Here is a 22,535-nt window from a genome sequence, read left to right as displayed (position 1 = left end):
CTTCCCTGGCGGGAAAGCGTCGGAATCCCGTCGGTCGCGTCGGATTTCCGACAGACCGGCGTCGGGCCGGCGACAGCCGGAAACCCGGTCATCCGGGAAATCCATCCCCCAAGCCCTGGAAAAGCCCAATTCACGCCCGCAGAGGCCAGCAAAAAGCCCACCAGCCCCGGTGGAATCCGGTGGCATCGTTCTTGCAGCGGCCGGGGCAATGCCGTGTCCGGAGACGGAAATGAAACGTGAGCGTGGCTTTACCCTGATCGAGATCGCCATCGTGCTGGTCATCATCGGGCTGCTCCTGGGAGGGATCCTGAAGGGGCAGGAGATGATCACCCAGGCGAGGATTCGCAACGTGGTGAACGACCTGAACAGCGTCTCGGTGGCCTACTATGCCTACCAGGATCGGTACCGGGCCATTCCGGGGGATGATCCCAATGCCAGCGGTCGCTGGAGCGGTACGACTTCCGGAGACGGAAATAATCAAGTAAGCGGAAATTTCAATGCCACGCCGTCGGCCAATCCCCCGCCAGCCGGGGAAGAGTCCAATCTTTTCTGGCAGCACCTGCGGCTCGCCGGGCTGGTGGCGGGTCCGAGCACCGGGGCGGGCAGCGCCAACCCGCCCCAGAACGCCGTCGGGGGGGTAACCGGGGTGCAAAACGGCGCCCTAGGGTTGAGCGGGCTGGTGGTGTGCACCTCCAACCTACCCGGCAAGATCGCCAACGCCGTGGACAGTCAACTGGACGACGGCAAGCCCAATACGGGTTCCCTGCGCGGCACCACAACCTCGCCTCTGCCCGCCACCGCCCCTACAGACACCAGCTACGTGGACGACGGGGCGACCCAGTACACGATCTGCAAGAACATTTAGGGCATCTCGCTCGCAGAACTTGTAGGGTACGCGTTGGCGCACCGCTCACCGGCGCGCTTGCGGTGCGTTTCGCCTGCCTGCCGGGATCCGTGCGAGCAGGCAGGCTGCGCTCCGCACACCCTGCGGAGCGACGAACCCGCGGTGTCTCACCCTTGCAACAGCCGCATCTCGGCGGCGGCGAGCGCCTCGGGCGTTCCCAGCAGCACCACCACGTCGCCCTCCTCCAACCGCGTTTGCGGCGTCGGCGCCAGGGCGCGGATACCGCGTCGGCGGATGGCGGTGACTTCCACCTGCAATTCCCCGAGCCGCAATTCTTCTAGCGTGCGGCCGATGGCCGCTGCGCCCGGGGCTACCAGCACGCCGTGCAGCCGCGGCTGCGGCTTCTCGGGCGATTCCAGGAGCTCGTCGCTCTCGCCGCGGAAAAATCCCCGGAACAGGGCGTAGCGCTCGCGGCGCGCTTCGCGGATGCGCTTGAGCACCCGGTTGAGGGGCACCCCCAGCAGCAACAGGGCCTGGGAACCCAGCATCAAGCTCCCTTCCATGATCTCGGACACCACCTCGGCCGCCCCGGCCTCGAGCAGCACATCGATGTCGCTGTCATCGACGGTGCGCACCAGCACGGGAAGATCGGGCCGCTCCCGGTGCACCGCCGACAGGACCCGCAGCGCGGAAGGCGTGTTAGCGTAGGTGACCACCAGGGCCTTGGCCCGCTTCAGGCCCGCAGCGATCAGCACCTCGCGCCGCGCCGCGTCCCCGTAGACCACGCTCTCGCCGGCGGCGGCGGCCTCCTGGATGCGCCGGGGGTCCAGGTCGAGGGCGATGAAAGGCACTCCTTCGCGCTCCAGCATCCGCGCCAGGTTCTGGCCGCTGCGGCCGTAGCCGCAGATGATCACGTGCCCCTCTGCGCTCATGGTCTGCACCGCGATGCGGTGCAGCTCCAGGGCGCGCGCCATCCACTCTCCGGAAGCGAAGCGGCGCACCAGGGGCTCGCTGTACTGGATCAGGAACGGCGCCGCCAGCATGGACAGCACCATGCCGGCCAGCAGGGACTGCATGACCGCGGGATCGACCACGGCGTGGCGGCCCGCGAGCTGCAGCAGCACGAAGCCGAACTCCCCGGCGTGGGCGAGCGCCAGCCCGGTGCGCAGCGCCACGCCGGGATCGGTGCCCACCAGCCGGGAGAGAGCCGCGATGAGGGCCCCCTTGGCCGCCACCAGCAGAGCGAAGGTGGCCGCCACCCAGGCCCAGTTGGCGACCACCGCCCGCCAGTCGAGGAGCATGCCGATGGTGACGAAGAAGAAGCCCAGCAGCACCTCGCGGAACGGCCGGATGTCCTCCTCCACCTGGTAGCGGTACTCGGTCTCGGAGATGAGCACGCCGGCGAGAAACGCGCCCAGCGCGAGCGACAACCCCGCCTGCTGGGTAAGGAAGGCGAGCCCCAAAACGGTGAGCAGCACGTTGAGGATGAAAAGCTCGGAAGACTTCTGCCGCGCCACCAGGTGGAACCAGGGCCGCATCAGCCGCTGCCCCAGCACCAGGATAACGAACAGCACCAGCGCCGCCTTGATGACTGCCAGGCCGAGCGCCCAAGCGAGCTCCTCCCCCGGACGGGCCAGGGCAGGGATCGCGATCAGGAGGGGCACCACCGCCAGGTCCTGGAACAGGGCGGCGCCGATGATGGCCCGCCCGTGGGGGGCGTTGAGCTCGAGGCGCTCAGCCAGCATCTTGCCCAGGATGGCGGTGGAGGACATGGCGAGCACCGCGCCCATGGCGAAGCCTGCCTGCCACGAGGCCCCGAGGGCGGCGGCGAGCAGCATGACGAGCACGATGGTGGAAACCACCTGAGCGGCGCCGAAGCCGAACACCTCCCGCCGCATGGTGCGCAGGCGCGGCAGGCTGAACTCCAGCCCGATGGTGAACATGAGGAACACCACGCCGAACTCCGCCAGGTAGCTCGCCTCGGCGCTCTCCGCCACCCAGCCCAGGGTGTGGGGCCCCACCAGGATGCCCACCAGCAGGTAGCCCAGGAGGGGCGGCAGGCCGAGCCGGCGGAACGCCACCACCACCGTCACCGCGGCGGCGAGGACGATGAGGGCGATCTGGAGGGTGTCGTGGAGCATGGGCCGTAATCATGCCCTACCGGCCGGAATTTGGGACAGCGGCCGGACGGACTCCGGCCGGGCTCTGCTATACTTGCCCACCGTTACGCACCGAGGGTTCGCCCCCTTCCACGGGCTCCTCTGCGCCGCCAGCGCCCGCTCCATGAATCCGCTTCTCGCCCGCGCCCGCTTGATCCGCCTCGCCGCCTTCGATGTGGACGGGGTGCTGAGCGACGGGCGGCTCTACTACGCGGAGGCCGGCGACGCGCTGAAGGCGTTCGGCACCCTGGACGGCCACGGGCTCAAGATGCTGGCCGCCACGGGAGTGCATCTCGCCGTCATCACTGCCCGCAGTTCCCGGCTGGTGGAGCAACGGGCACGCAACCTGGGGGTGGAATTCCTGTTCCAGGGCGTCGACGACAAGGCCTCGGTGCTGGAAAAGCTGCTGGGGGAAATGGGACTGGAAGGGCGGGAAGCGGCTTACATGGGCGACGACGTGGTGGACCTGCCGGTGATGCGCCGTTGCGGACTGGCCATCACCGTGCCCGACGCGCCGGCCCTGGTCAGGCGGCACGCCCACTTCGTCACCCGGGCGAAGGGCGGTCGCGGCGCGGTGCGCGAGGCCTGCGAGCTGATCATGTGGGCCCAAGGAACCTTGGACGGCGCTCTCGCGCCTTACCTGCGTTGAGCGCCGCAACTCTCGCTGTGGATCACCTTCGCGCCCTGGATCGCCTGGCTTCCTTTTTTCCCCTGCTGCTCCTCGCGGCGCTGGCGGCCCTCACCTACTGGCTGGACCGCGCGGTGCAGCCGCCGGCGCCGGACCTCACCGCCACCCTGCGCCACGACCCGGACTTCATCGCCGAGGGCTTCTCCGCGGTGCAGCTCGGCCCAGACGGCCGCTCCCGCTACGTGATCACGGGCCGGCGGCTCATCCATTACCCGGACGACGACACGGCCCACGTGGAGGAGCCGCGGGTGCTGATCACCGAGCCGGAGAAGCCCCCGGTGCACGTCTCCGCCCGCCGGGGAACGATCACCGCCGACGGCGAGCACGTGCACCTGATGGACGAGGTTCGCATCGAACGGGGCGGCGGCATCGAGGAAGGCGGGGCGGTGCTCACCACCAGCTACCTCCACATCCTCCCCGGCCAGGAGCTGGCGAGGACCGATCAGCCCGTGACGCTGGAGGACGCGAATACCGTGATCCACGGCGTTGGCTTAGAATTCGACCGGAAGACGCAGACCGTGACGATCCAGAGGATCAAAGGCCGCTATGCGCTGGCGAACGGGCGTTGATCGGGCCGGGACGTGGCTCGCCCCGTTGCTCGCCGCGGCGGCGCTCGCCTGGGGAACCGCTCTTGCCCAGGCGCCGAAACCCGACCGGGAGCAGCCGGTCTACCTGGAGGCGGACAGCGGCACCTTCGACGACGCCAAGAAGACGGCGGTGTTCACCGGCAACGTGGTGCTTACCCAGGGCACCCTCACCATCCGGGCCGACCGCCTGGTGGTGACTCAGAGCGCGGACGGTTTCCAGCGCGGTGTGGCCTACGGCGATCCCGCGTCTTTCCGCCAAAAGCGGGAGGGCACCGACGAGTGGATCGAAGGCTGGGCCAAGCGCATGGAGTACGACAGCCGCACCGAGACCCTGGAGCTGTTCGAGGACGCGCGCATGCGCCGCGGCCAGGACGAGGTGCGGGGAAGCTACATCTCCTACAGCGCCCAGACCGAGCTGTTCCGCGTGCTGGGATCCGCCAAGGGGGAGAACAAGGCGAGCGGCTCGTCGGGCCGGGTGCGCGCCGTGATCCAGCCGAAGAGCCGCGACCCCCAGGAGCGCGCGCAAGGCTCTGCCGGCGGCCGCCCGCGCTGAAGCCCGTTCCCCTCCGCCCGCCGCAACATACGATCTCGATGGGATACGCCATGAGCACCCTCAGGGTCGAGCGACTGGAAAAACGCTACCGCTCCCGCACGGTGGTCAAGGACGTCTCCCTGGAGGTGGCGAGCGGCGAGGTGGTGGGCCTGCTGGGACCCAACGGGGCGGGGAAGACCACCTGCTTCTACATGATGGTGGGGCTGGTGCCCCTCACCCGAGGCCGCATCTTCCTGGACGACCGGGAGCTCAGCCACATGCCGATCCACCGCCGCGCCCGGCTGGGGCTCTCCTACCTCCCCCAGGAGGCCTCCATCTTCCGGCGCCTCAACGTGGCCGACAACATCCGGGCGGTGCTGGAGCTGCACACCGACGATCCCGACGAGGTGGAAAACGAGCTGGAGGACCTGCTCCACGAGCTGCACATCACCCACCTGCGCGAAAGCCCCGCCGTAAGCCTCTCCGGCGGCGAGCGCCGGCGCGTGGAGATCGCCCGGGCGCTGGCCAGCCGCCCGCGCTTCATCCTGCTCGACGAGCCCTTCGCCGGCGTCGATCCCATCGCCGTGCTCGACATCCAGAAGATCGTGGGCTTCCTGAAGGAGCGAAGCATCGGCATCCTGATCACCGACCACAACGTGCGCGAAACCCTGGGGATCTGCGACCGGGCCTACATCATCAACGAGGGGCTGGTCCTGGCCAACGGCAAACCGGAGGAAATCATTTATAATGAGAGCGTTCGCAAGGTCTATCTGGGCGAGAATTTCAGACTATAAATCATGGCGTTAAGCCAATAGAGCAACTTTCATTCCGCACCCCGTCCCGGCCCCATGAAGCCTTCCCTGCAGCTTAAGCTGACGCAGCACCTCGCGCTGACGCCCCAGTTGCAGCAGTCCATTCGGCTCCTCCAGCTCTCCACTCTGGAGCTGAACCAGGAGGTGGAGCGCATCCTGCAGGAAAACCCCTTGCTCGAACGGGAGGAGGACGAAGAGTCGCCGCCCGCGTTTTCTTCCGAGCGCGCGGAGCCCCGTATCGAGTCCCTGGACGCGCCGGCGCCCGGCGCGGGGGCGGAGGCGCCGGAGGCGGGCAGCGCCCCGGATTCGGGCTGGATCGAGGACGAGGGCTCCTACCACGGTTCCCGGGACGACGGCGAGGACATGGGCTATCCCCAGCTCGCCGCCGACACCCCCACCCTGCGTGAGCACTTGTACTGGCAGTTGAGCCTCACCCAGCTTTCCGAGCGCGACCGCAGGCTCACCCAGCTCCTGGTGGACGCCCTGGACGACGACGGCTACCTCACCCAGGACCTGGACGAGCTCCTGGCGCTGCTGCCCCCGGAGCTGGGCGTGGAACGGGACGAGCTGGCGATCGCCCTCCGACACCTGCAGAGCCTAGACCCCCCGGGCGTCGGCGCGCGCAACCTCAAGGAGTGCCTGTTGCTGCAGTTGAAGGCCCTCCCGGAGGACACGCCCCGCTTGAAAGAGGCGCTCGCGGTGGTGGAAAACCACCTGGAAACGCTGGCGGCCCGGGACTACAACAAGCTGAAGCGCCTCCTAGGCTGCGACGACGCCTGCCTCAAGCAGGTGCAGACCCTGATCACGCGGCTCAACCCGCGGCCGGGCTCGGACTTCGCCCAGGTCGAGACCCGCTACGTGGTGCCGGACGTGATCGTCAAGAAGGTGAAAGGGGTCTGGGTCGCGAGCTTGAACCCCGAGGCGATGCCGAAGCTGCGCATCAACCGCATGTACGCCGACATCCTGAGCCGCAACCGGGACGCGAGCCACCAGCAGCTCGCGGCCCAGCTCCAGGAGGCGAAGTGGCTGATCAAGAATGTGCAGCAGCGCTTCGACACCATCCTGCGGGTCTCCCAGGCCATCGTGGACCGCCAGCGGCACTTCTTCGAGCACGGCGAGGTGGCCATGCGCCCGCTGGTACTGCGGGAGATCGCCGAGACGCTGGGGCTGCACGAGTCCACCGTGTCGCGGGTGACCTCCCAGAAGTACATGCTCACCCCGCGGGGCACCTTCGAGCTCAAGTACTTCTTCGGCAGCCACGTACAGACGGAAGCGGGCGGCGCCTGTTCCGCCACCGCCATCCGCGCCCTCATCAAGCAACTGGTGAGCGCGGAGGATTCCCGGCGCCCCCTCTCCGACAGCCAGATTTCCGAGATTCTCGGCCAGCAGGGCATCATGGTGGCGCGCCGCACCGTCGCCAAGTACCGCGAATCCATGCAGATCCTTCCGGCGAACCTGCGCAAATCCCTTTGACAGAGGAGACGCCATGAACCTCACCGTGACCGGACATCACATCGACGTGACGCCGGCGATCCGCGATTACCTGACCTCCAAGCTCGCGCGGGTCACCCGGCACTTCGACCACGTGATCGACGTGACCGTGATCCTCTCGGTGGAAAAAGCGAGCCACAAGGCGGAGGCCACCGTGCGCGTGCGCGGCAAGGACCTCTTCGCCGAGGCCGACGACGCGGACATGTACGCCGCCATCGACAGCCTAGCGGACAAGCTCGACCGCACCGTGCTGCGGCACAAGGAGAAGCAGGTCGACCGGCGCAACGGCGCGAGCCTGAAGCAAATGTCCAGTGAATAGGAAGCCGTGGAGACCGTCCTGGACGGCCCGCGGAAAGGGGCCCGCGCTACCCGGGCGCCGGCAGGCCCCCGCGTCCGCCGGGCCGCGATCTTTTTCTGACGACGCACCATGAACCTGATCGCCAAGCTGCTTCCCGAATCCCACATCCTCCTCGACCTGGAGTGCGCCAGCAAGAAGCGCGTCTTCGAGCAGGTGGGGCTGCTGTTCGAGAACCAGATGCACATCGCCCGCAGCCTCTGTTTCGACTGCCTGTTCGCGCGCGAGAAGCTCGGCTCCACCGGCTTGGGCCAGGGGGTGGCCATCCCCCACGGGCGCATCAAGGGCCTCAAGGAGGCGGTGGGCGCGTTCGTGCGCGTGCGCGATCCCATCGCCTTCGATGCCCCGGACAACAAGCCCGTGCAGCTCATCTTCGTGCTGCTGGTGCCGGAGCGGGCCACCGACCAGCACCTGCAGATCCTCTCCGAGCTGGCGCAGATGTTCAGCGACAAGTCGTTCCGGGAGAGGCTGCTCGCGGCCAAGACCCCCCACGACGTGCATCTGCTGTTCGAAAACTGGGAGCCGCATGCCCCGAGTCAGCGTAGCGCGGCTGTTTGAGGACAACCGGGAAAAACTGGCCCTGCGCTGGGTCGCGGGACGGGAAGGCGCGTCCAAGTTCCTCGACTCGGAGGCGATCCTGCATTCCACCAAAGGCCTGATCGGCCACCTCAACTTCATCCATCCCAACTGGATCCAGGTGCTCTCCACCTCGGAGACGGACTACATCTCCCACCTGGACGCGGCGCCCCTGCACCAGTTGTTCGAGACGGGAACGGTGTGCTTCATCGTGGCAGGCGACGAAAAGCCGCCGGAGATCTTGAAGAGGCTCGCCGACGAGACCGCCACGCCGCTCCTCGCCTCGCCCCAGGCGAGCCTGGAGCTCATGTGGCTGCTGCGGCATTACCTGCACAAGGCCCTCGCCCCGTCCGTGTCCATGCACGGCGTGTTCCTCGACGTGCTGGGCATGGGGGTGCTGATCACGGGAGACTCGGGCGTGGGCAAGAGCGAGCTGGGCCTGGAGCTCATCTCCCGCGGCAGCGGGCTGGTGGCCGACGATATCGTGGAGATCTACCGGGTGGCGCCCGAGACGCTAGAGGGGCGCTGCCCGCCCCTGCTGCGGGACTTTCTCGAGGTGCGCGGCCTCGGGGTCCTCAACATCCGCACCATCTTCGGCGAGACCTCGGTGCGCCCGAAAATGAACCTGAAGCTCATCGTCCACCTGGAACGGCCCGCCGGCACCGACCTCGCCTCCATGGAGCGGCTGCCCTTGGAGGCGAGCTTCGAGGAGGTGCTGGGCGTTCCCGTGCGGCGGGTGAACATCCCCGTCGCCGCCGGGAGGAACCTCGCCGTGCTGGTGGAGGCGGCAGTGCGCAACACCATCCTGCAGTTGCGCGGCTACGACAGCACGCGGGAGTTCATCCGCCGCCACGAGCGCCACATGACGAACGAGGGCGCTCCGCCGGAAGCGGACGATTGAGGCCGAGGGGCGGACGCCCGAGCCTGCCGAGCGCCCTCTTCCGGCTTCGCCATGGCCCGGCCCATGCAGATCATTTTCATCAGTGGCCTCTCCGGATCGGGCAAGAGCATCGCCCTCAAGGTGCTCGAGGACGCCGGCTACTACTGCGTGGACAACCTCCCCGTGCGGCTCCTTCCCGAGACGGCCGCCTACTTCGAGCGCCACGGTTACGCCCGGGCGGCCGTTTCCATCGACGCGAGGAGCGGCGACGGCCTTGAGCTGCTGCCCGCCCAGATCGCGGCCCTGCGGGCGCGGGGGGTGGACGCGCGCCTGCTGTTTCTCGAGGCGAACACGGAAACCCTGGTCCAGCGCTTCTCCGAGACGCGCCGGCGCCACCCGCTCGCCACCGGCGAGCTCACCCTTCCCGAGTGCATCGAGCGGGAGCGGGAGCTGCTGGCCGACATCGCCGACGGCGCCCACCGCATCGACACCAGCGAGCTTTCGCCCAACACGCTGCGCAGTTGGGTGAAGGACTTCATCCACATCGACCGCTCGCGGCTGACGCTGCTGTTCCAGTCCTTCGGCTTCAAGCACGGCATCCCCCTGGACGCGGACCTGGTGTTCGACGTGCGCTGCCTGCCCAACCCCCATTACGATCCGCGGCTGCGGCCCCTGACGGGCAAGGACCCGGAAGTGATCGCGTTCCTCGAAAGCATCCCCAACGTGGCGCGCATGCTGGCCGACATCCACGCTTTCGTCTCCAACTGGCTTCCCTGCTTCATCCAGGACAACCGCAGCTACCTGACCGTAGCCCTGGGCTGCACCGGCGGCCAGCACCGTTCGGTGTACATGGTGGAGCGCCTCGCCGCCCATTTTCGCGCCGAATACCAGGTGCTGGTGCGCCACCGGGAGCTTTCCTGACTCGTGCTAAAGTAGCCGGATGCCTCGGCGCATTCGTTCCGTGCCCTTCGGGCTGCCGGTGAAAGCGGGCGACGTCCTGGTGCTCGCCGCCGCCGCGGCCCTCACCGCGCTCCTCGCCCTGCATGCCTGGCGGCCCGGGGCGGCCGAGCGGGCCCTGGTCCGGGCGGGGGGACAGGTGTTCGCCGAGCTGGATCTCCACCGGGATCGGGTAATGAGCGTCCCCGGACCCCTGGGCGAGACCCGCATACGGGTGGCCGAAGGCCGGGTGCGGGTGGAAGCCGACCCGAGCCCCCTCCAGCTTTGCGTCAAGCGGGGCTGGCTGGCCCACCCCGGCGACGTGGCGGTGTGCCTGCCCAACCAGGTGAGCGTGGAGCTGGCGGGCGCGACCCGACGTTATGACTCCCTCGCCTATTGAGCTTTCGGTCACCGCGGAGGATCGCCGCCTCGCCCGGCTCGCCGCCTGGGCCCTGGGCCTGGCGCTGGTGGACGCCGCCATCCCCACCCCGATCCCCGGCGTGAAGCCGGGGCTCGCCAACATCGTGGTGCTGGTGGTACTGGCGCGTTACGGGTTCGCCACCGCGGCCTGGGTGTCCCTGCTGCGGGTGGTGGCGGCGGCGATCGCCTTCGGCAGCTTCTTCACTCCGGGCTTCTTCCTGAGCCTGGCCGGCGCCGGCGCGAGCCTCGGGGCTCTGGCCCTGGCCTGCCGGCTGCCCCGGACCTGGTTCGGCCCGGTGTCCCACAGCGTGATCGCCGCGCTTGCCCACGTGGCGGGCCAGCTCGCCCTGGCCGCGGCCTGGCTCCTGCCAGCAACCGCGGTGCTCAAGCTCTCGCCGGTGTTCGCCCTGGCCGCCCTCGTCTTCGGCACCGTGAACGGATTGGTGGCCGCGCGGCTGCTCGCGAGCGCCGGAGAGCCGGACCCGGTCCTCCCATCGTCTGCCGCGGAGGCCCGGTGAAGACGGTCACCCTGGCCTTCACCGGGGCCTCGGGCATGCCCTACGGGGTGAGGCTCCTGGAATGCCTGATCGGCGCCGGGGTGCAGGTGTATTTGATCTATTCCCAGGTGGCCCAGGTGGTGGCGCGCCAGGAGATGGACCTCGGCCTGCCCGGCCGGGCCGCGGAAGCCCAAGCCTGGCTTTCCGAGCGCTTCCGCGCCCAGCCGGAGCAATTGCGGGTGTTCGGGCGGGAGGAATGGTTCGCCCCCGTCGCTTCCGGGTCCAACCCGGCCGATGCCATGGTCATCTGCCCCTGCACCATGGGGACCCTTGCCGCCGTCGCCGCGGGCCTGGCGGAGAACCTGATCCAGCGCGCCGCCGACGTGATGCTCAAGGAGCGCCGCCCTCTCATCCTGGTGCCCCGGGAGACGCCCCTGTCGGCGATCCACCTGGAAAACATGCTGAAGCTCGCCCGAGCCGGGGCGGTCATCCTTCCCGCGAACCCGGGCTTCTATCACCGGCCCGCTACGGTGGACGCCCTGGTGGATTTCGTTGTGGCCCGGGTGCTGGACCACCTGGGCGTGGCGAATACCCTGATCGCCCGCTGGGGAGCGCCGCCCGAAGGCGTTTGATGGGCCGCGGCCCCGCGAAGTGGCAGGGCCCGGGCTATTCCTCGCCGAAGTAACCCGGAAAATCCCGCGCGTAGCAGGGCGGCGACGCCTGCTCTTCCCCCCAGAGGGACGGGTCGACCTGCGGCAGCCCCCGGGCCCGGGCCAAAGCCGCGAAGTGGGCCCGGGCCGTGGGCCCGTCGACGAACCGGGTCCCCTCCCCGTCTACCAGGCGCACCCCCGCCTCCGTCACGATGAAATCCATGGGGATGTCGTGGGGCTGGGGGTGCAAGTCCGGCAGCCGCTGCATCTCGTAGGCCACCGCGACGGCGATGGGCCGCGGCCGGGTGGCGGCCAGAGTGCGGTCGAAGTAGCCGCCGCCGTAGCCCAGGCGATAACCCCGGTCGTCGAACGCCACGGGAGGCACGAAGACCACGTGGGGGGTGACCACCTGGGTGCCCACCGGCACCGGAATGCCGAACACCTCGGCCCGGGTGGGCGCCCCGGGCCACCAGACCCGGAATTCCAAGGGGCCCCGCTTGTCCACTACGGCGGGTAGCGCCGTGACCGCGCCCCGGCGACGGAAAGTGCGGGCCGGAAAACGGGCGTCGTACTCCCCCTTGTACGGCCAGCACAGGCCTACGAGCCACCCCTGGCCGACGGGGAACGTCTCCTCGATGAGCCGGGTGATGGCGGCTTGGCAGCGGCTGCGAATCGCCGGGTCCAGGCGGGCGCGCCGGGCGATCAGGAGCGGGCGAAGCTGCCGCCGCCAGGCCGCCACCGCCTCGGGCGATGGCGAGCGCCCAGCAGGCGACGGCGGCAAAACATCGGTCTCAGCAGGGTCTTGTGGCATCATAGGATTCCGGTGGCGAGCCGCTGGCGCAAGCTCGAAAGCTCCAAAAAAGTTGAAGTATAGCCCCATGGGCTCGGAAACCCGAACCCGCCGCCCAGGGCGCGCGTCCAACGAATGAACGCCCGGAGCACCCTGCTCGACGGGGCGCTCCGCCCGATCCCGGTCCCACCGCTCGGCGGCGGGGAATAAGTCGAGCCTCAGCCGAGTATTGAAAGGGTTTCGAGAGGAGGAAACGATGAGGCAAGTGTTACGTTTTTGCGCCGCCGCCCTCCTGGCGTGGGCCGGCAGCGTCTGGGCGGCGGAAAAAGCTTCCGAGCTCGTCCCGAGCCCCAACGAAATCCATCTTCCCGACTGGTTCAAGGTGAGCTTCCTGGACTTCAAGGAAGACATCCGGGAGGCCGCGGCCGCGGGCAAGCGCCTCATGGTGTATTTCGGCCAGGACGGCTGCCCCTACTGCAAGACCCTGATGGAAGTGAACTTCGCCCAGAAGGACATCGTCGAGGCGACGCGCAAGCACTTCGACGTGATCGCCATCAACATCTGGGGGGATCGCCCGGTCACCTGGATCGACGGCAAGGAGCGCAGCGAAAAGGAGTTCGCCGCCCACCTCAAGGTGCAGTTCACCCCCACGCTCCTGTTCCTGGACGAGAAGGGCGACGTGGTGCTGCGGGCCAACGGCTACTACCCGCCGCCCAAGTTCCGCGCCGCCCTGGATTACGTGAGTCAGCGGTTGGAGAGCCGGATGAGCTTTCCCGAATACCTGGCGAAAGCCGCTGGCGCCCAGAGCGGGAAGCTCCGCGACCAGCCCTTTTTCATGAAGCCGCCCCTGGTCCTGCAGCGGGACAAGGTGCCGGCGAGCCGGCCCCTGGCGGTGCTGTTCGAGCAGCCGGACTGCGCCCCGTGCGACGAGCTGCACACGGTCACCTTCAAGGCGCCGGAGACCCTGGCCCTGCTCCAGCGCTTCGACGTGGCGCGGGTGAACCTGCTGGGCACGCAGCCCCTGGTGACGCCCACCGGGGAGCGGCTCACCGAAGGGGAGTGGGGGCGCAAGCTCAAAGTGGGCTTCGCCCCGTCGGTGGTGTTCTTCGACGAGCGGGGCCGGGAGGTCTTCCGGGTGGAAGCGTACTTGAGGCCTTTCCACTTCCAGACCGCCCTGGACTACGTGGCGAGCAAGGGCTACCGGGGTGAGCCCAACTTCCAGCGCTTCCTCCAGGCCCGGGCCGACCGGCTGCGGGCGGAGGGCAGGACGGTCTCCATCTGGTAGCGGGCCGCGCCGCCGGCGCCGGGCGAGGAAAGCGAGGCAGCAGGGCTCACCTGGCGCGGATCAGCAGCACGGGCGTGGCCGCGCGCCGGACGACGCCCTCTGCCACGCTGCCCAGGATCAGGTGCTCGAACCCGTGGCGGCCGTGGGTGCCCATGACGATGAGCTGGGCTCCCCAGCGGGCGGCCTCCTCCACGATGGCGGTGGCGATCCGCCGGCCCGCGGCGTCCACCAGCACGGTATCCGCCTCCACCCCCGACTCGGCGCACCGTTTCTGCGCCTCGGCCAGGAGGAACTTCCCCTCCTCCTTGAGCCGCTCGGTGAGGTCGATGAATCCCTCCGAGCCGGTATGGCGCAAGCTCTCGTACACATGGGCAAGCCTCATCGCGGCCCCGAGCTTCTTGGAGAGCCCGATCGCCTCGGCGAGCGCCGCGCTGGAGGCCGGGCTGCCGTCAATGGGAACAAAGATCCGCTGGTACATAGGTCACCTCCGCGCTTGCGTCCCGCTTGGGCCGCGACCGGCATTCCCTTGGGCTAAGCGTCCGCCCCCGGCTCAACCCCGGGCGCAGTCTTCACGCCGTGCGGCGCAACGGCTCCTCATATATGTGGTAATACGCCTCTAGCCCCGCGTTGCGCAAGATCTGGCCCACCAGAGGGTCGCAGCGGACCAGGTGGATTTCCCGGTGCGGGTTGAGGGAGCGCTCGCAGAAGTACAGCAGCGTGTCCAGCGCTCTGCCCTCCACTTTGTCCAACGCTTCAAGAATCACGATAAGCTGCTTGCGCCAGGCACAGGGAACACGCTCATAGGCGCCTATACTCTGCTCGCTTGCCTGCCGGTCAAAAGCGCCCCTGACGTGCAGCGTGATGGAATTGGCTCTGTAATAGCAGCATACGGACGGTGCCACGATCCCTCCTCGGTGCGGTTCGCCCCAAGCCCGCAGAACCTCGAGCAGGGGGCGGAGAGAGCGTCCATCGGTCTTTTGACGGGAAGCCTAGCCCGTTTCCTGGGCTCGGCCTTGATCCAGATCAACGCCCTTGCACTTTCACGCCGGCGCGCGGGCTGGAGGCAAGCCACGAATGAACACGGATCTTCACGGATAAAGGTCGAGACGAGTTTCTCCTCTGCGGGCATCCGCGGCCAAGTTGCGGTGTACGTTGAACAAGGCGAAACGCGCCACCCTCGGGTAAGGACCCTTGGGGCGGTGCGCTGAAGCCCACGCTACAGGGCACCCTGCGACGCAGGCAGACTTGAAACAGGTTCTAGCCCGGCCACTTCCAGTCGAGCACCTCCGGCATGTCTTCTCCGTAACGCTCGATGTAGTGCCGGTGGTCGATCAACTTGTCCCGCAGCGCCTGCTTGGCGTAGGCCGCGGCGTAGCCCAGCTTGGGCACCCGGTCGATCACGTCCATGGCCAGATGGAAGCGGTCCAGGTCGTTCAACACCGCCATGTCGAAGGGGGTGGTGGTGGTGCCCTCCTCCTTGTAGCCGCGCACGTGGAGGTTTTTGTGGTTGGTGCGCCGGTAGGTGAGCCGGTGGATGAGCCAGGGGTAGCCGTGGTAGGCGAAGATGATGGGCTTGTCGGTGGTGAAGAGCCCGTCGAACTCCCGGTCTGAGAGGCCGTGGGGATGCTCCTCCCGGGGCTGCAGCGTCATCAAGTCCACCACGTTCACCACCCGCACCTTGAGTTCCGGCACGTAGCGGCGCAGCAGGGTCACAGCGGCCAGGGTCTCCAGAGTCGGCACGTCCCCGGCGCAGGCCATGACCACGTCGGGCTCCGCCCCCTGGTCGTTGCTCGCCCAGGCCCAGATGCCGATCCCGCCCGCCACGTGCTTCACCGCCGCGTCCATGTCCAGCCATTGGGGCGCGGGCTGCTTGCCCGCCACGATCACGTTTACCAAGTTACGGCTCTGCAGGCAGCGCTCGGTCACGGCGAGCAGGGTGTTGGCGTCCGGGGGCAGATAGACGCGCACGATGTCCGCCTTCTTGTTCACCACCAGGTCGATGAATCCCGGGTCCTGGTGAGAGAAGCCGTTGTGGTCCTGGCGCCATACGTGGGAGGTGAGCAGGATGTTAAGCGACGCAATGGGACGCCGCCAGGGGACTTCCTTGGCCACCTTGAGCCACTTGGCGTGCTGGTTGAACATGGAGTCCACGATGTGGATGAACGCCTCGTAGCTGGAGAACAGCCCGTGGCGTCCGGTAAGGAGATAGCCTTCCAGCCATCCCTGGCAGGTGTGCTCGGAGAGGATCTCCATCACCCGCCCGTCGGGGGCGAGATGCTCGTCCTCGGGCAGGATTTCCGCCATCCAGCTCCGATCGGTCACCTCGAACAGGGCATCGAGCCGGTTGGAGGCGGTCTCATCGGGCCCGAACACGCGGAAGTTGCGCGCCTCGCCGTTCAGCTTCATCACGTCGCGCAAGTAGCGGCCCATCACCCGGGTCGCTTCCGCCACCGCCTGCCCGGGCTTGGGCACGTCCACCGCGTAGTCGCGGAAGTCGGGAAGTCGCAGCGCCTTCAGCAAGAGCCCGCCGTTGGCGTGGGGGTTGGCCCCCATACGCCGCTCCCCAGAGGGCGCCAGCGCCGTCAGCTCGGGCCTGGGCCGCCCGCGCTCGTCGAACAGCTCCCCGGGCCGGTAGCTCTTCAACCAGCGCTCCAGCAGCTTCAGGTGCTCCGGGTTCTGGGCGAGCCCGGACAGAGGCACCTGGTGAGAGCGCCAGAAGCCCTCGGTCTTCTTCCCGTCCACCTCCTTCGGGCCGGTCCAGCCCTTGGGAGTTACCAGCACGATCATCGGCCAGCGCGGGCGTGCGGCGAGCCGTCCGCCCCGCGCGTGCTCTTGGATCTCGCGGATCTCGTCGAAAACGCGATCGAGCGTCGCCGCCATCTGCTGGTGCATGGGCTCGGGCTCGTGTCCCTCGACGAAGTGGGGCTGGTAGCCATAGCCGACGAAGAGCGATTCCAGCTCGGTCCTGGGGATGCGCGCGAGCACCGCGGGATTGGCGATCTTGTAGCCGTTCAAGTGCAGGATGGGCAGCACCGCTCCGTCGCGCGCCGGGTTCAGGAACTTGTTGGAATGCCAGGCGGTGGCCAGCGGCCCCGTTTCCGCCTCTCCGTCTCCCACCACGCAGGCCACGATCAGCCCCGGGTTGTCGAAGGCGGCGCCGAAGGCGTGGGCCAGGGCGTAGCCCAGCTCGCCGCCCTCGTGGATCGAGCCGGGGATCTCGGGTGTGGCGTGGCTGCCGATGCCGCCGGGAAAGGAGAACTGCCGGAACAGCCGCCCCATGCCCTCCTCGTCCCGGGACAGCGCCGGATGGAGTTCGCTGTAGGTGCCCTCGAGCCAGGCATTAGCGGCGAGCGCCGGTCCCCCATGGCCCGGCCCGCAGACGAAGATCATGTCCAGGTCATAAGCCCGGATCGCCCGGTTAAGATGGGCGTAGATGAAATTGAGCCCCGGCGTGGTGCCCCAGTGGCCCAGGAGCCGGCGCTTCACGTGGGCAAGCGCCAAGGGCTCCTTCAGCAATGGGTTGTCGTAGAGGTAGATCTGGCCCACGGAGAGGTAGTTGGCGGCGCGCCAGTAGGCGTCGATGCGCCGCAGCTCTTCGGGGGAAAGGGGGCCGGTCACCCCGCTCGCAGTCGCAGTCTCGTTCATGACATCGTCCTCCCCTTGAAAGTGACGGCCCGGAGAGAAGCGCGCCTCCGGGGGGCTTGTTTTCGACGCGGAGCGCCGCTTGGGCCGGCTCCGCCCAAGCGGCGCAGCCCTCACGCCGCGTGGCGCGCCCGGGCCACGGCGGCGAGCAGCCGGTCGTAGGCTTCGGCGAAGCGCCGTACTCCATCGTCCAGCAGCCGGTCGGTGACCTCTTCCAGGGCGATGCCCGCCTCCGCCAGCCGCTCCAAGACGCGCCGCGCCTCCTCCACCCCTTCCTCCAGGCTCGCCCGCGGCCGGCCGTGGTCGCGGAAGGCGTCGATGGTGGCGGGGGGCATGGTATTGACGGTGTCCGGACCGATCAGCTCCTCCACGTAAACCACGTCCCGGTAGGCCGGGTTCTTGGTACTGGTGGAGCCCCACAGCAGGCGCTGGGTCCGCGCGCCCCGGGCCGCGAGCCGCCGCCAGCGCTCGGAGGCGATGAGGGCCTTGTAGGACTGGTAAGCCAGCTTGGCGTTGGCGATCGCCACCCGTCCCCGCAGCCCTTCGAGCCGGGCGCGCTCCGCGCCGGACACTCCCGCCTCCAGCCGCTCGTCGAGCAGGCCGTCCACGGCCGTGTCGATGCGGCTCACGAAGAAGCTGGCGACGCTGGCGATGGAATCGAGGCTGAGGCCCGCGGCCAGGCGCTTTTCCAGGCCCGCCATGTACGCTTGGGCCACCTTCTCGTACACGGCCCGGGAGAAGAGCAGGGTCACGTTGACGTTAATGCTCTCGGCGATGAGAGTCTCGATGGCCGGCAGCCCCGCCGGCGTCGCCGGCACTTTCAGCATCAGGTTGGGACGATCCACCCGGCGCCACAGCCGGCGGGCTTCTTCGACAGTGGCCCGGGTGTCGTGGGCGAGGCGCGGGGAAACCTCCAGGCTCACGTAGCCGTCGCGGCCGCCCGTGGCCTCGAACACCGGGTGCAGAACGTCGGCCGCGTCCCGGATGTCGGCGATGGCCAGCGCTTCGTAGAGCTCCTCCGGGGGCGGATCGCCCTCCTTCAGGGCCTGCCGAACGGCGGCGGCGTACTCGCGGCCCTGGGCGATGGCCTGCTCGAAGATAGCCGGATTGGACGTGAGCCCCTTGAGCCCGTCCTCAGCGATGAGCCGGGCGAGCTGGCCGGAGGCGATGAGCTCGCGGGAAATGGAATCGATCCAGAAGGATTGTCCGAACTGTTCCAGTCGCTTCAAAGGATTCATAGGGTTCCTCCCTCGGGGTCTCCTTCGCTGGATACACGGCAGACCACGGCTGGAAACGGGAGTTCAGCGAACCTTGTTGACCACCAGCACGTCGCAGGGGGCCTCCATCATCACGTGCAGGGAGACGCTGCCCAGCACGAAGCGCGCCAGCTCCGAGCGGCCCCGGGCGCCAAGGGCCACCAGGTCGAAGGCGTCGTGCCGCGCGGCGTTCACGATCACGTCGGGGGCGTAGCCGTGAACCACCTTGGCCTCGGGGCGCTCGCCCTCGGCCCCCCACTCGAGCAGGAGAGCATCCAGGTCCGCCTGGGCTTCCCGCCGGGCCGCCTGTACGTATTGCTCCACCACGTCCCGGTCCACGCCGGCGTAAAAGAGCTTGCCCTCGAAGGGCAGCTCGAAGGCGTGGAGGATCGTGAGGGCGGCATCGGGCGCCAGGCGGCGCGCGGCCTCCAGCGCCGCGCGGGAGCCGGGCGAGAAGTCCACCGGCACCAGAACGCGCCCATAAGGCTGGGTCGCGCCTTGCTTGACCACCAGGGTCGGTCCCTCGTTGTGGCGCACCACCTTCTGGGCCGTGGCCCCCAGGACCAGGTCGCGGAAAAAGTGCTCTCCGTGCCCGCCGATCACCGTGAGGGCCGCGCCCCGGGCGCCGGCCCGATCGACGATTTCCCGGTACACCCGGCCGACCGCCACCTCCGGCTGCACGGCGATCCCGTGGGTCTGGGCCAGCCGGGCGGAGCGCTCGGCGAGGACCTCCCGCGCCCGCTCCACCAGTTCCGGCAATGGCCCCGCCCCGGCGGCGGCCCCGAGCCGCCGCAGCGTCTCCAGGGAGTAGCGCTCCACCACGTGGAGCAGCAGCAGGCGGGCGCCGTGGCGCGCGGCGAGCCCCGCCGCGCGCTCGAGCGCCGCATCGGCCCGTTCGGAAAAGTCGGTCGCCGCCAGAAAGGTCTCGGGCTCGCCCATAGCATCCCTCCTCAAACGATCTCTTTCGCGATGACCCCGGCGGCGAAATCCGCCGCGTCGCGGAACGGCGCCAGCACCCGGTCGGCGCCCGCCGCCCGCAGCGCCCGGGCATCCTCCTCGTCGTGGGCCACCATCGCCACCGTGCCGCGGAAGCCATAGGCCTTGAGGGCCTTGAGCAGCCCCAGGTTCACGTCCCGCTGGGGCAGCGTGCTCACCACCCAGCGGGCGCGGCCGAGGGGCAGCATGGAGGGCACCTCGGGATCCTCCGCGTCGCCGAAGATCACCCGCAACCCCTGCCGCCGCCGGGACCGGACCGTCTCCGGGTCGAAGTCCACGCCGAGCACGGCCACGCCTTGGTCGCGTAACTGCTCGGCCAGCCGGCGCCCGTAGCGGCCCAGCCCGAACACGATCACGTCGGCACCATACGCCGACGCCCCGGCGCGCTCCACCGCCGCCTCGCGGAACGGATGGCGCCGCTCGAACACCCCCAGCCAGCGCCCCACCCAGCCGTAGAGGGTCTGGGAATACAGGATCATGTAGGTGGAAAGGGCGATGGTCACCAGCCCCACCAGGGTCACGAGCCCCAGGGTCTGGGATCCCACATGGCCCAAGGAGATGCCCATGGCGACAAAGACGATGGAGAACTCGCTGATCTGGGCCACCGTGAGCCCGGCGAGAAAGCCGGTGCGCTTGCGGTAGCCCATGTAGCCCATGATGGCCATGACGATCAGCGGATTGCCCACCAGCACGAACAGGGAGAACACCACCGCCGCCGGAAGCTCCTCACCGAGGGCCGGCAGCTCCAGCTTGGCCCCGAGATCGATGAAGAAAAACAGCAGGAGGAAGTCCCGGATGCTGACCAGCCGCGTCGCCATGGCGTCCCGGTAGGGCGTGGAGGCCAGGGAGAAGCCCGCGAGAAAAGCGCCCACCTCCTTTCCGAAGCCGAGCCAGTCCCCGGCCGAGGCCAGGGCGACGCCCCAGGCGATGGCGAAGAGCAGCAAAAGCTCCTGGGATCGCGCCATCACGTGGAGCAGGCGCGGCAGCAGGAAGCGCATGGCCACGAAAATGAAGAGCGCCAGCCCGCCCACCTTGATCCCCAGCCGGGCGAGGAGCTGCGCTGCGTCTGCGGCCGCCCCCGCCGCGCCGTGGGTGCCGATCGCCATCATGGCGAGCACCACCGCCACGTCCTGCACGATGAGGAAACCGAGGGCGATGCGCCCGTGCAGCGAGTCGATCTCGCGCTTGTCGGAAAGGAGCTTGACGATGATGATGGTGCTGGAGAAGGTCAAGGCGACGGCCACGTAGGCCGCCTCCAGATGACCCATTCCCAAGGCCAGGCCGATCAGGTAGCCGAACACGATGGTGAAGCCGAGCTGGCCCAGGCCGGTGGCGAGGGCCACCGGCCCCAGGTGCCGCACCAGGTGCAGGTCCAGCTTGAGCCCCACCGCGAACAGCAGGACCGTGACGCCGATCTCGGCGAGCAGGGCGACCTCGTCGTAGCTGCGCACCCACTGGAGCCCGGCCGGCCCCGCCAGGATCCCCACCAGGATGAAGGCCACGATCAGGGGCTGCTTGAGCCGCACCGCCAGCGTGCCGGCGGCGGCCGACACGGCGAGCAGCAGGGCGAACTCGTAGTACGCGTTCATCGCGCAGCCTCACGGCGCGATGAGCATCGGACACGGAATCGCCCGCAACAGCTCCCGGAGCGTCTCTTCCCCGGGTACGACATTGCCCGGCACCACCAGCGCTCCGCAGCGACGGACCCGGGTGGCGCGGTGCAGCGCGCCGGGCTTGATCAGCGTGAAGTCCGTGACCAGGGCGCCCATGTGGGCGATGTGCTCCACGCGCCCCGCCAGGTTCTGGTACGTGGGATGGTCCTCGAAAACGAGAGGGGCGCCGTCCTGCTCGGCGTGGTCCACCAGGACGTTGACCTCGAAGCGCCGGAAGGACGGCGTCTCGACGACCTGCGCCCCGAGGACGGCGGGGGGACGCTCCTCCGGCTTGCGGAATTCGTCCATCGTCTCCACCACGTTGGACTGGACGGCATCGATGTACCGCTGCACCTCCGGCAGATCGCCGTAACGTTCCTTCAGCTCCTCCGTGAGGTGGCCGACCGCGAACATGACCACTTCGCCGTTGAGCTGGCGGATGCGCTCGCGCCGTTCCTTGCGCCACTGCTGGCTCTGGTGAACGATGGCGGCGAGCTTTTCGTGCAACCGGCCAACCACCTCTTCGATGCGCTTCTTCTCCTCCGCCGGAAGCCGCTCGTACTCCTCCGGGGCGATCACCTCGCGCTCCTTCGCGGGAGCGAAGGAGAAGCCCACCGGCGTCCGCAACAGCACGATCCCCTCCCGCGCCGCCTCCTCTCCGAGCTTCTCGAGGGCCGTCGCCTCGCGCTCGGCATACTCCGCCTCGATCTGCTGGGCACGGGCGCGGTATTCCTCGCTCTCGAACGCGGCCGGGATCGCCACGCGCAGTTCGTCCACAAGCTGCCGCATGTCGTTGCGCAGCCTCACGCCGCGCCCGGGCGGCAGACGCAAGGCCCTGGGCTTGTGCGGCTGTTCGAAATCGCGGACGTAGCACCAATCGGAGGGCCGCCCTTCGCCTTTCGCCCGGCGCGCTAGGAATTCCTGGACCAGCGTGCGCTTGCCCGCCCCGGGCGGCCCGAGCACGTAGAGGTTATAGCCATTCCTGCGGATGCCGATGCCGAAGCGCACGGCCCCCGCCGCCCGCGCCTGCCCGACGAATTCGTCCAGGGCTTCGAGCTCGTCGGCCGTCTCAAACGGGAAACGTGACGGGTGGCAATAGCCGCACAGCAGTTCGGGGCTCAGGGCCTGGAAAATGGCGGACGGTGCCGGCCTGTTCATGGGATCGGGGGCATCCTACGGGCGCAGCGGTCATTCTCATTCTAAAGTCCGCGCCGCCCTGCAAATTGATCTATATCAACACGAGCCGGCCGCGCGGTGTCCGAGCCGCTCACCCGGCGCGCGATCGGCGGACAGATCCGGCGGCTGCAGAACCCGCCACCGCCCGGTGTGCGCGCCTTCGGGGGGCGGCGGTATGAAGCCCGGCGCTCCAAGCCGAGCGCCATCGGCCGCGGGATAGCCCGGCTTCGCCGGACGGACGCCGGTAAGCGACTCGTCCACCGGGTTCCGTGGGAACCGCCGGCGGCGGGAAACCGCCGGGGCGGTGCCGC

General features: G+C 68.7%; 23 protein-coding genes. 14 read left to right on the top strand and 9 right to left on the bottom strand.

Annotated features, from left to right (window positions below; genetic code table 11):
* Positions 1–229: 229 nt before the first annotated feature.
* Positions 230–865 (top strand): prepilin-type N-terminal cleavage/methylation domain-containing protein, encoded by a 636-nt coding sequence (locus ACTFO6_RS04575; RefSeq protein WP_439933262.1) that lies wholly within the window; start codon positions 230–232, stop codon positions 863–865.
* A 146-nt stretch (positions 866–1,011) separates the two neighbouring features.
* Here the strand turns inward: ACTFO6_RS04575 and ACTFO6_RS04570 are convergent, their stop codons facing one another.
* Positions 1,012–2,985, bottom strand: a complete 1,974-nt coding sequence (locus tag ACTFO6_RS04570) for a monovalent cation:proton antiporter-2 (CPA2) family protein (protein ID WP_439933261.1) — start codon at positions 2,983–2,985, stop codon at positions 1,012–1,014.
* A 142-nt stretch (positions 2,986–3,127) separates the two neighbouring features.
* Here ACTFO6_RS04570 and ACTFO6_RS04565 point away from each other — a divergent pair, with 142 nt between their 5' ends.
* The 12 genes from ACTFO6_RS04565 (at position 3,128) to ACTFO6_RS04510 (ending at position 11,409) form a co-directional block, all read left to right on the top strand.
* A complete protein-coding gene (locus tag ACTFO6_RS04565) occupies positions 3,128–3,652 on the top strand; it encodes a KdsC family phosphatase (protein ID WP_439933408.1) in 525 nt (174 codons plus the stop codon).
* 17 nt (positions 3,653–3,669) lie between these two features.
* Complete coding sequence (gene lptC / locus ACTFO6_RS04560) at positions 3,670–4,260, top strand: LPS export ABC transporter periplasmic protein LptC (protein WP_439933260.1); 591 nt, start codon at positions 3,670–3,672, stop codon at positions 4,258–4,260.
* Positions 4,238–4,831: a lipopolysaccharide transport periplasmic protein LptA gene (gene lptA / locus ACTFO6_RS04555; RefSeq protein WP_439933259.1), complete on the top strand. Its 594-nt coding sequence runs from the start codon at positions 4,238–4,240 to the stop codon at positions 4,829–4,831. Before lptC ends, lptA begins: the two co-directional genes overlap by 23 nt.
* A 50-nt stretch (positions 4,832–4,881) precedes the next feature.
* Positions 4,882–5,604: an LPS export ABC transporter ATP-binding protein gene (gene lptB, locus ACTFO6_RS04550; RefSeq protein ID WP_439933258.1), complete on the top strand. Its 723-nt coding sequence runs from the start codon at positions 4,882–4,884 to the stop codon at positions 5,602–5,604.
* 54 nt (positions 5,605–5,658) lie between these two features.
* On the top strand, positions 5,659–7,095 hold the full coding sequence (locus ACTFO6_RS04545) for an RNA polymerase factor sigma-54 (RefSeq protein WP_439933257.1): 1,437 nt from the start codon (positions 5,659–5,661) through the stop codon (positions 7,093–7,095).
* 13 nt (positions 7,096–7,108) lie between these two features.
* A complete protein-coding gene (gene hpf, locus ACTFO6_RS04540) occupies positions 7,109–7,432 on the top strand; it encodes a ribosome hibernation-promoting factor, HPF/YfiA family (protein ID WP_439933256.1) in 324 nt (107 codons plus the stop codon).
* A gap of 108 nt (positions 7,433–7,540) precedes the next feature.
* On the top strand, positions 7,541–8,026 hold the full coding sequence (gene ptsN / locus ACTFO6_RS04535) for a PTS IIA-like nitrogen regulatory protein PtsN (RefSeq protein ID WP_439933255.1): 486 nt from the start codon (positions 7,541–7,543) through the stop codon (positions 8,024–8,026).
* Positions 7,995–8,945, top strand: a complete 951-nt coding sequence (gene hprK, locus ACTFO6_RS04530; RefSeq protein WP_439933254.1) for an HPr(Ser) kinase/phosphatase — start codon at positions 7,995–7,997, stop codon at positions 8,943–8,945. The genes ptsN and hprK overlap by 32 nt, the downstream gene beginning before the upstream one ends.
* Before the next feature lie 63 nt (positions 8,946–9,008).
* Positions 9,009–9,845: an RNase adapter RapZ gene (gene rapZ / locus ACTFO6_RS04525; protein WP_439933407.1), complete on the top strand. Its 837-nt coding sequence runs from the start codon at positions 9,009–9,011 to the stop codon at positions 9,843–9,845.
* Positions 9,846–9,885: 40 nt separating this feature from the next.
* Entirely contained in the window at positions 9,886–10,260 is a 375-nt protein-coding gene (locus ACTFO6_RS04520; RefSeq protein WP_439933253.1) for a NusG domain II-containing protein, read from the top strand.
* Positions 10,241–10,798 (top strand): Gx transporter family protein, encoded by a 558-nt coding sequence (locus tag ACTFO6_RS04515; RefSeq protein WP_439933252.1) that lies wholly within the window; start codon positions 10,241–10,243, stop codon positions 10,796–10,798. Before ACTFO6_RS04520 ends, ACTFO6_RS04515 begins: the two co-directional genes overlap by 20 nt.
* A complete protein-coding gene (locus tag ACTFO6_RS04510) occupies positions 10,795–11,409 on the top strand; it encodes a flavin prenyltransferase UbiX (protein ID WP_439933251.1) in 615 nt (204 codons plus the stop codon). The genes ACTFO6_RS04515 and ACTFO6_RS04510 overlap by 4 nt, the downstream gene beginning before the upstream one ends.
* Positions 11,410–11,443: 34 nt before the next feature.
* On the opposite strand, the gene ACTFO6_RS04505 is transcribed toward ACTFO6_RS04510, so the two are convergent.
* Entirely contained in the window at positions 11,444–12,166 is a 723-nt protein-coding gene (locus ACTFO6_RS04505; protein ID WP_439933250.1) for a 5-formyltetrahydrofolate cyclo-ligase, read from the bottom strand.
* A gap of 307 nt (positions 12,167–12,473) precedes the next feature.
* On the opposite strand from ACTFO6_RS04505, the gene ACTFO6_RS04500 reads away from it, so the two are divergent.
* On the top strand, positions 12,474–13,502 hold the full coding sequence (locus tag ACTFO6_RS04500) for a thioredoxin family protein (protein WP_439933249.1): 1,029 nt from the start codon (positions 12,474–12,476) through the stop codon (positions 13,500–13,502).
* 46 nt (positions 13,503–13,548) lie between these two features.
* Here the strand turns inward: ACTFO6_RS04500 and ACTFO6_RS04495 are convergent, their stop codons facing one another.
* The 7 genes from ACTFO6_RS04495 to ACTFO6_RS04465 form a co-directional block, all read right to left on the bottom strand.
* Complete coding sequence (locus tag ACTFO6_RS04495) at positions 13,549–13,980, bottom strand: universal stress protein (RefSeq protein WP_439933248.1); 432 nt, start codon at positions 13,978–13,980, stop codon at positions 13,549–13,551.
* A 91-nt stretch (positions 13,981–14,071) separates the two neighbouring features.
* Positions 14,072–14,404, bottom strand: coding sequence for a hypothetical protein (locus ACTFO6_RS04490; RefSeq protein WP_439933247.1), 333 nt, complete (start codon positions 14,402–14,404; stop codon positions 14,072–14,074).
* A gap of 355 nt (positions 14,405–14,759) precedes the next feature.
* On the bottom strand, positions 14,760–17,147 hold the full coding sequence (locus tag ACTFO6_RS04485; RefSeq protein WP_439933246.1) for a phosphoketolase family protein: 2,388 nt from the start codon (positions 17,145–17,147) through the stop codon (positions 14,760–14,762).
* Between the two features lie 110 nt (positions 17,148–17,257).
* Positions 17,258–18,382 (bottom strand): transaldolase, encoded by a 1,125-nt coding sequence (tal, locus tag ACTFO6_RS04480; protein WP_439933245.1) that lies wholly within the window; start codon positions 18,380–18,382, stop codon positions 17,258–17,260.
* A 63-nt stretch (positions 18,383–18,445) separates the two neighbouring features.
* Entirely contained in the window at positions 18,446–19,339 is an 894-nt protein-coding gene (locus tag ACTFO6_RS04475) for a universal stress protein (protein ID WP_439933244.1), read from the bottom strand.
* An 11-nt stretch (positions 19,340–19,350) separates the two neighbouring features.
* Positions 19,351–20,985, bottom strand: a complete 1,635-nt coding sequence (locus tag ACTFO6_RS04470) for a cation:proton antiporter (protein WP_439933243.1) — start codon at positions 20,983–20,985, stop codon at positions 19,351–19,353.
* Between the two features lie 9 nt (positions 20,986–20,994).
* On the bottom strand, positions 20,995–22,206 hold the full coding sequence (locus ACTFO6_RS04465; RefSeq protein WP_439933242.1) for a Lon-like protease helical domain-containing protein: 1,212 nt from the start codon (positions 22,204–22,206) through the stop codon (positions 20,995–20,997).
* Between the last annotated feature and the right edge of the window lie 329 nt (positions 22,207–22,535).

Source organism: Pelomicrobium sp. G1, from assembly GCF_051905455.1.
Taxonomy (GTDB): Bacteria; Pseudomonadota; Gammaproteobacteria; order Burkholderiales; family UBA6910; genus Pelomicrobium.
The sequence above is the reverse complement of the archived record's forward strand: the minus strand, read 5'-3'. Positions and strand labels throughout refer to the sequence as shown.

Excerpts from the sequence above, each read along its gene's own strand:
- ACTFO6_RS04575 (WP_439933262.1), top strand. The coding sequence starts at position 230 with ATGAAACGTGAGCGTGGCTTTACCCTGATCGAGATCGCCATCGTGCTG.
- ACTFO6_RS04570 (WP_439933261.1), bottom strand. The coding sequence starts at position 2,985 with ATGCTCCACGACACCCTCCAGATCGCCCTCATCGTCCTCGCCGCCGCG.
- ACTFO6_RS04565 (WP_439933408.1), top strand. The coding sequence starts at position 3,128 with ATGAATCCGCTTCTCGCCCGCGCCCGCTTGATCCGCCTCGCCGCCTTC.
- lptA (WP_439933259.1), top strand. The coding sequence starts at position 4,238 with ATGCGCTGGCGAACGGGCGTTGATCGGGCCGGGACGTGGCTCGCCCCG.
- lptB (WP_439933258.1), top strand. The coding sequence starts at position 4,882 with ATGAGCACCCTCAGGGTCGAGCGACTGGAAAAACGCTACCGCTCCCGC.
- ACTFO6_RS04545 (WP_439933257.1), top strand. The coding sequence starts at position 5,659 with ATGAAGCCTTCCCTGCAGCTTAAGCTGACGCAGCACCTCGCGCTGACG.
- hpf (WP_439933256.1), top strand. The coding sequence starts at position 7,109 with ATGAACCTCACCGTGACCGGACATCACATCGACGTGACGCCGGCGATC.
- ptsN (WP_439933255.1), top strand. The coding sequence starts at position 7,541 with ATGAACCTGATCGCCAAGCTGCTTCCCGAATCCCACATCCTCCTCGAC.
- hprK (WP_439933254.1), top strand. The coding sequence starts at position 7,995 with ATGCCCCGAGTCAGCGTAGCGCGGCTGTTTGAGGACAACCGGGAAAAA.
- rapZ (WP_439933407.1), top strand. The coding sequence starts at position 9,009 with ATGCAGATCATTTTCATCAGTGGCCTCTCCGGATCGGGCAAGAGCATC.
- ACTFO6_RS04515 (WP_439933252.1), top strand. The coding sequence starts at position 10,241 with ATGACTCCCTCGCCTATTGAGCTTTCGGTCACCGCGGAGGATCGCCGC.
- ACTFO6_RS04500 (WP_439933249.1), top strand. The coding sequence starts at position 12,474 with ATGAGGCAAGTGTTACGTTTTTGCGCCGCCGCCCTCCTGGCGTGGGCC.
- ACTFO6_RS04495 (WP_439933248.1), bottom strand. The coding sequence starts at position 13,980 with ATGTACCAGCGGATCTTTGTTCCCATTGACGGCAGCCCGGCCTCCAGC.
- ACTFO6_RS04485 (WP_439933246.1), bottom strand. The coding sequence starts at position 17,147 with ATGAACGAGACTGCGACTGCGAGCGGGGTGACCGGCCCCCTTTCCCCC.
- tal (WP_439933245.1), bottom strand. The coding sequence starts at position 18,382 with ATGAATCCTTTGAAGCGACTGGAACAGTTCGGACAATCCTTCTGGATC.
- ACTFO6_RS04475 (WP_439933244.1), bottom strand. The coding sequence starts at position 19,339 with ATGGGCGAGCCCGAGACCTTTCTGGCGGCGACCGACTTTTCCGAACGG.
- ACTFO6_RS04470 (WP_439933243.1), bottom strand. The coding sequence starts at position 20,985 with ATGAACGCGTACTACGAGTTCGCCCTGCTGCTCGCCGTGTCGGCCGCC.
- ACTFO6_RS04465 (WP_439933242.1), bottom strand. The coding sequence starts at position 22,206 with ATGAACAGGCCGGCACCGTCCGCCATTTTCCAGGCCCTGAGCCCCGAA.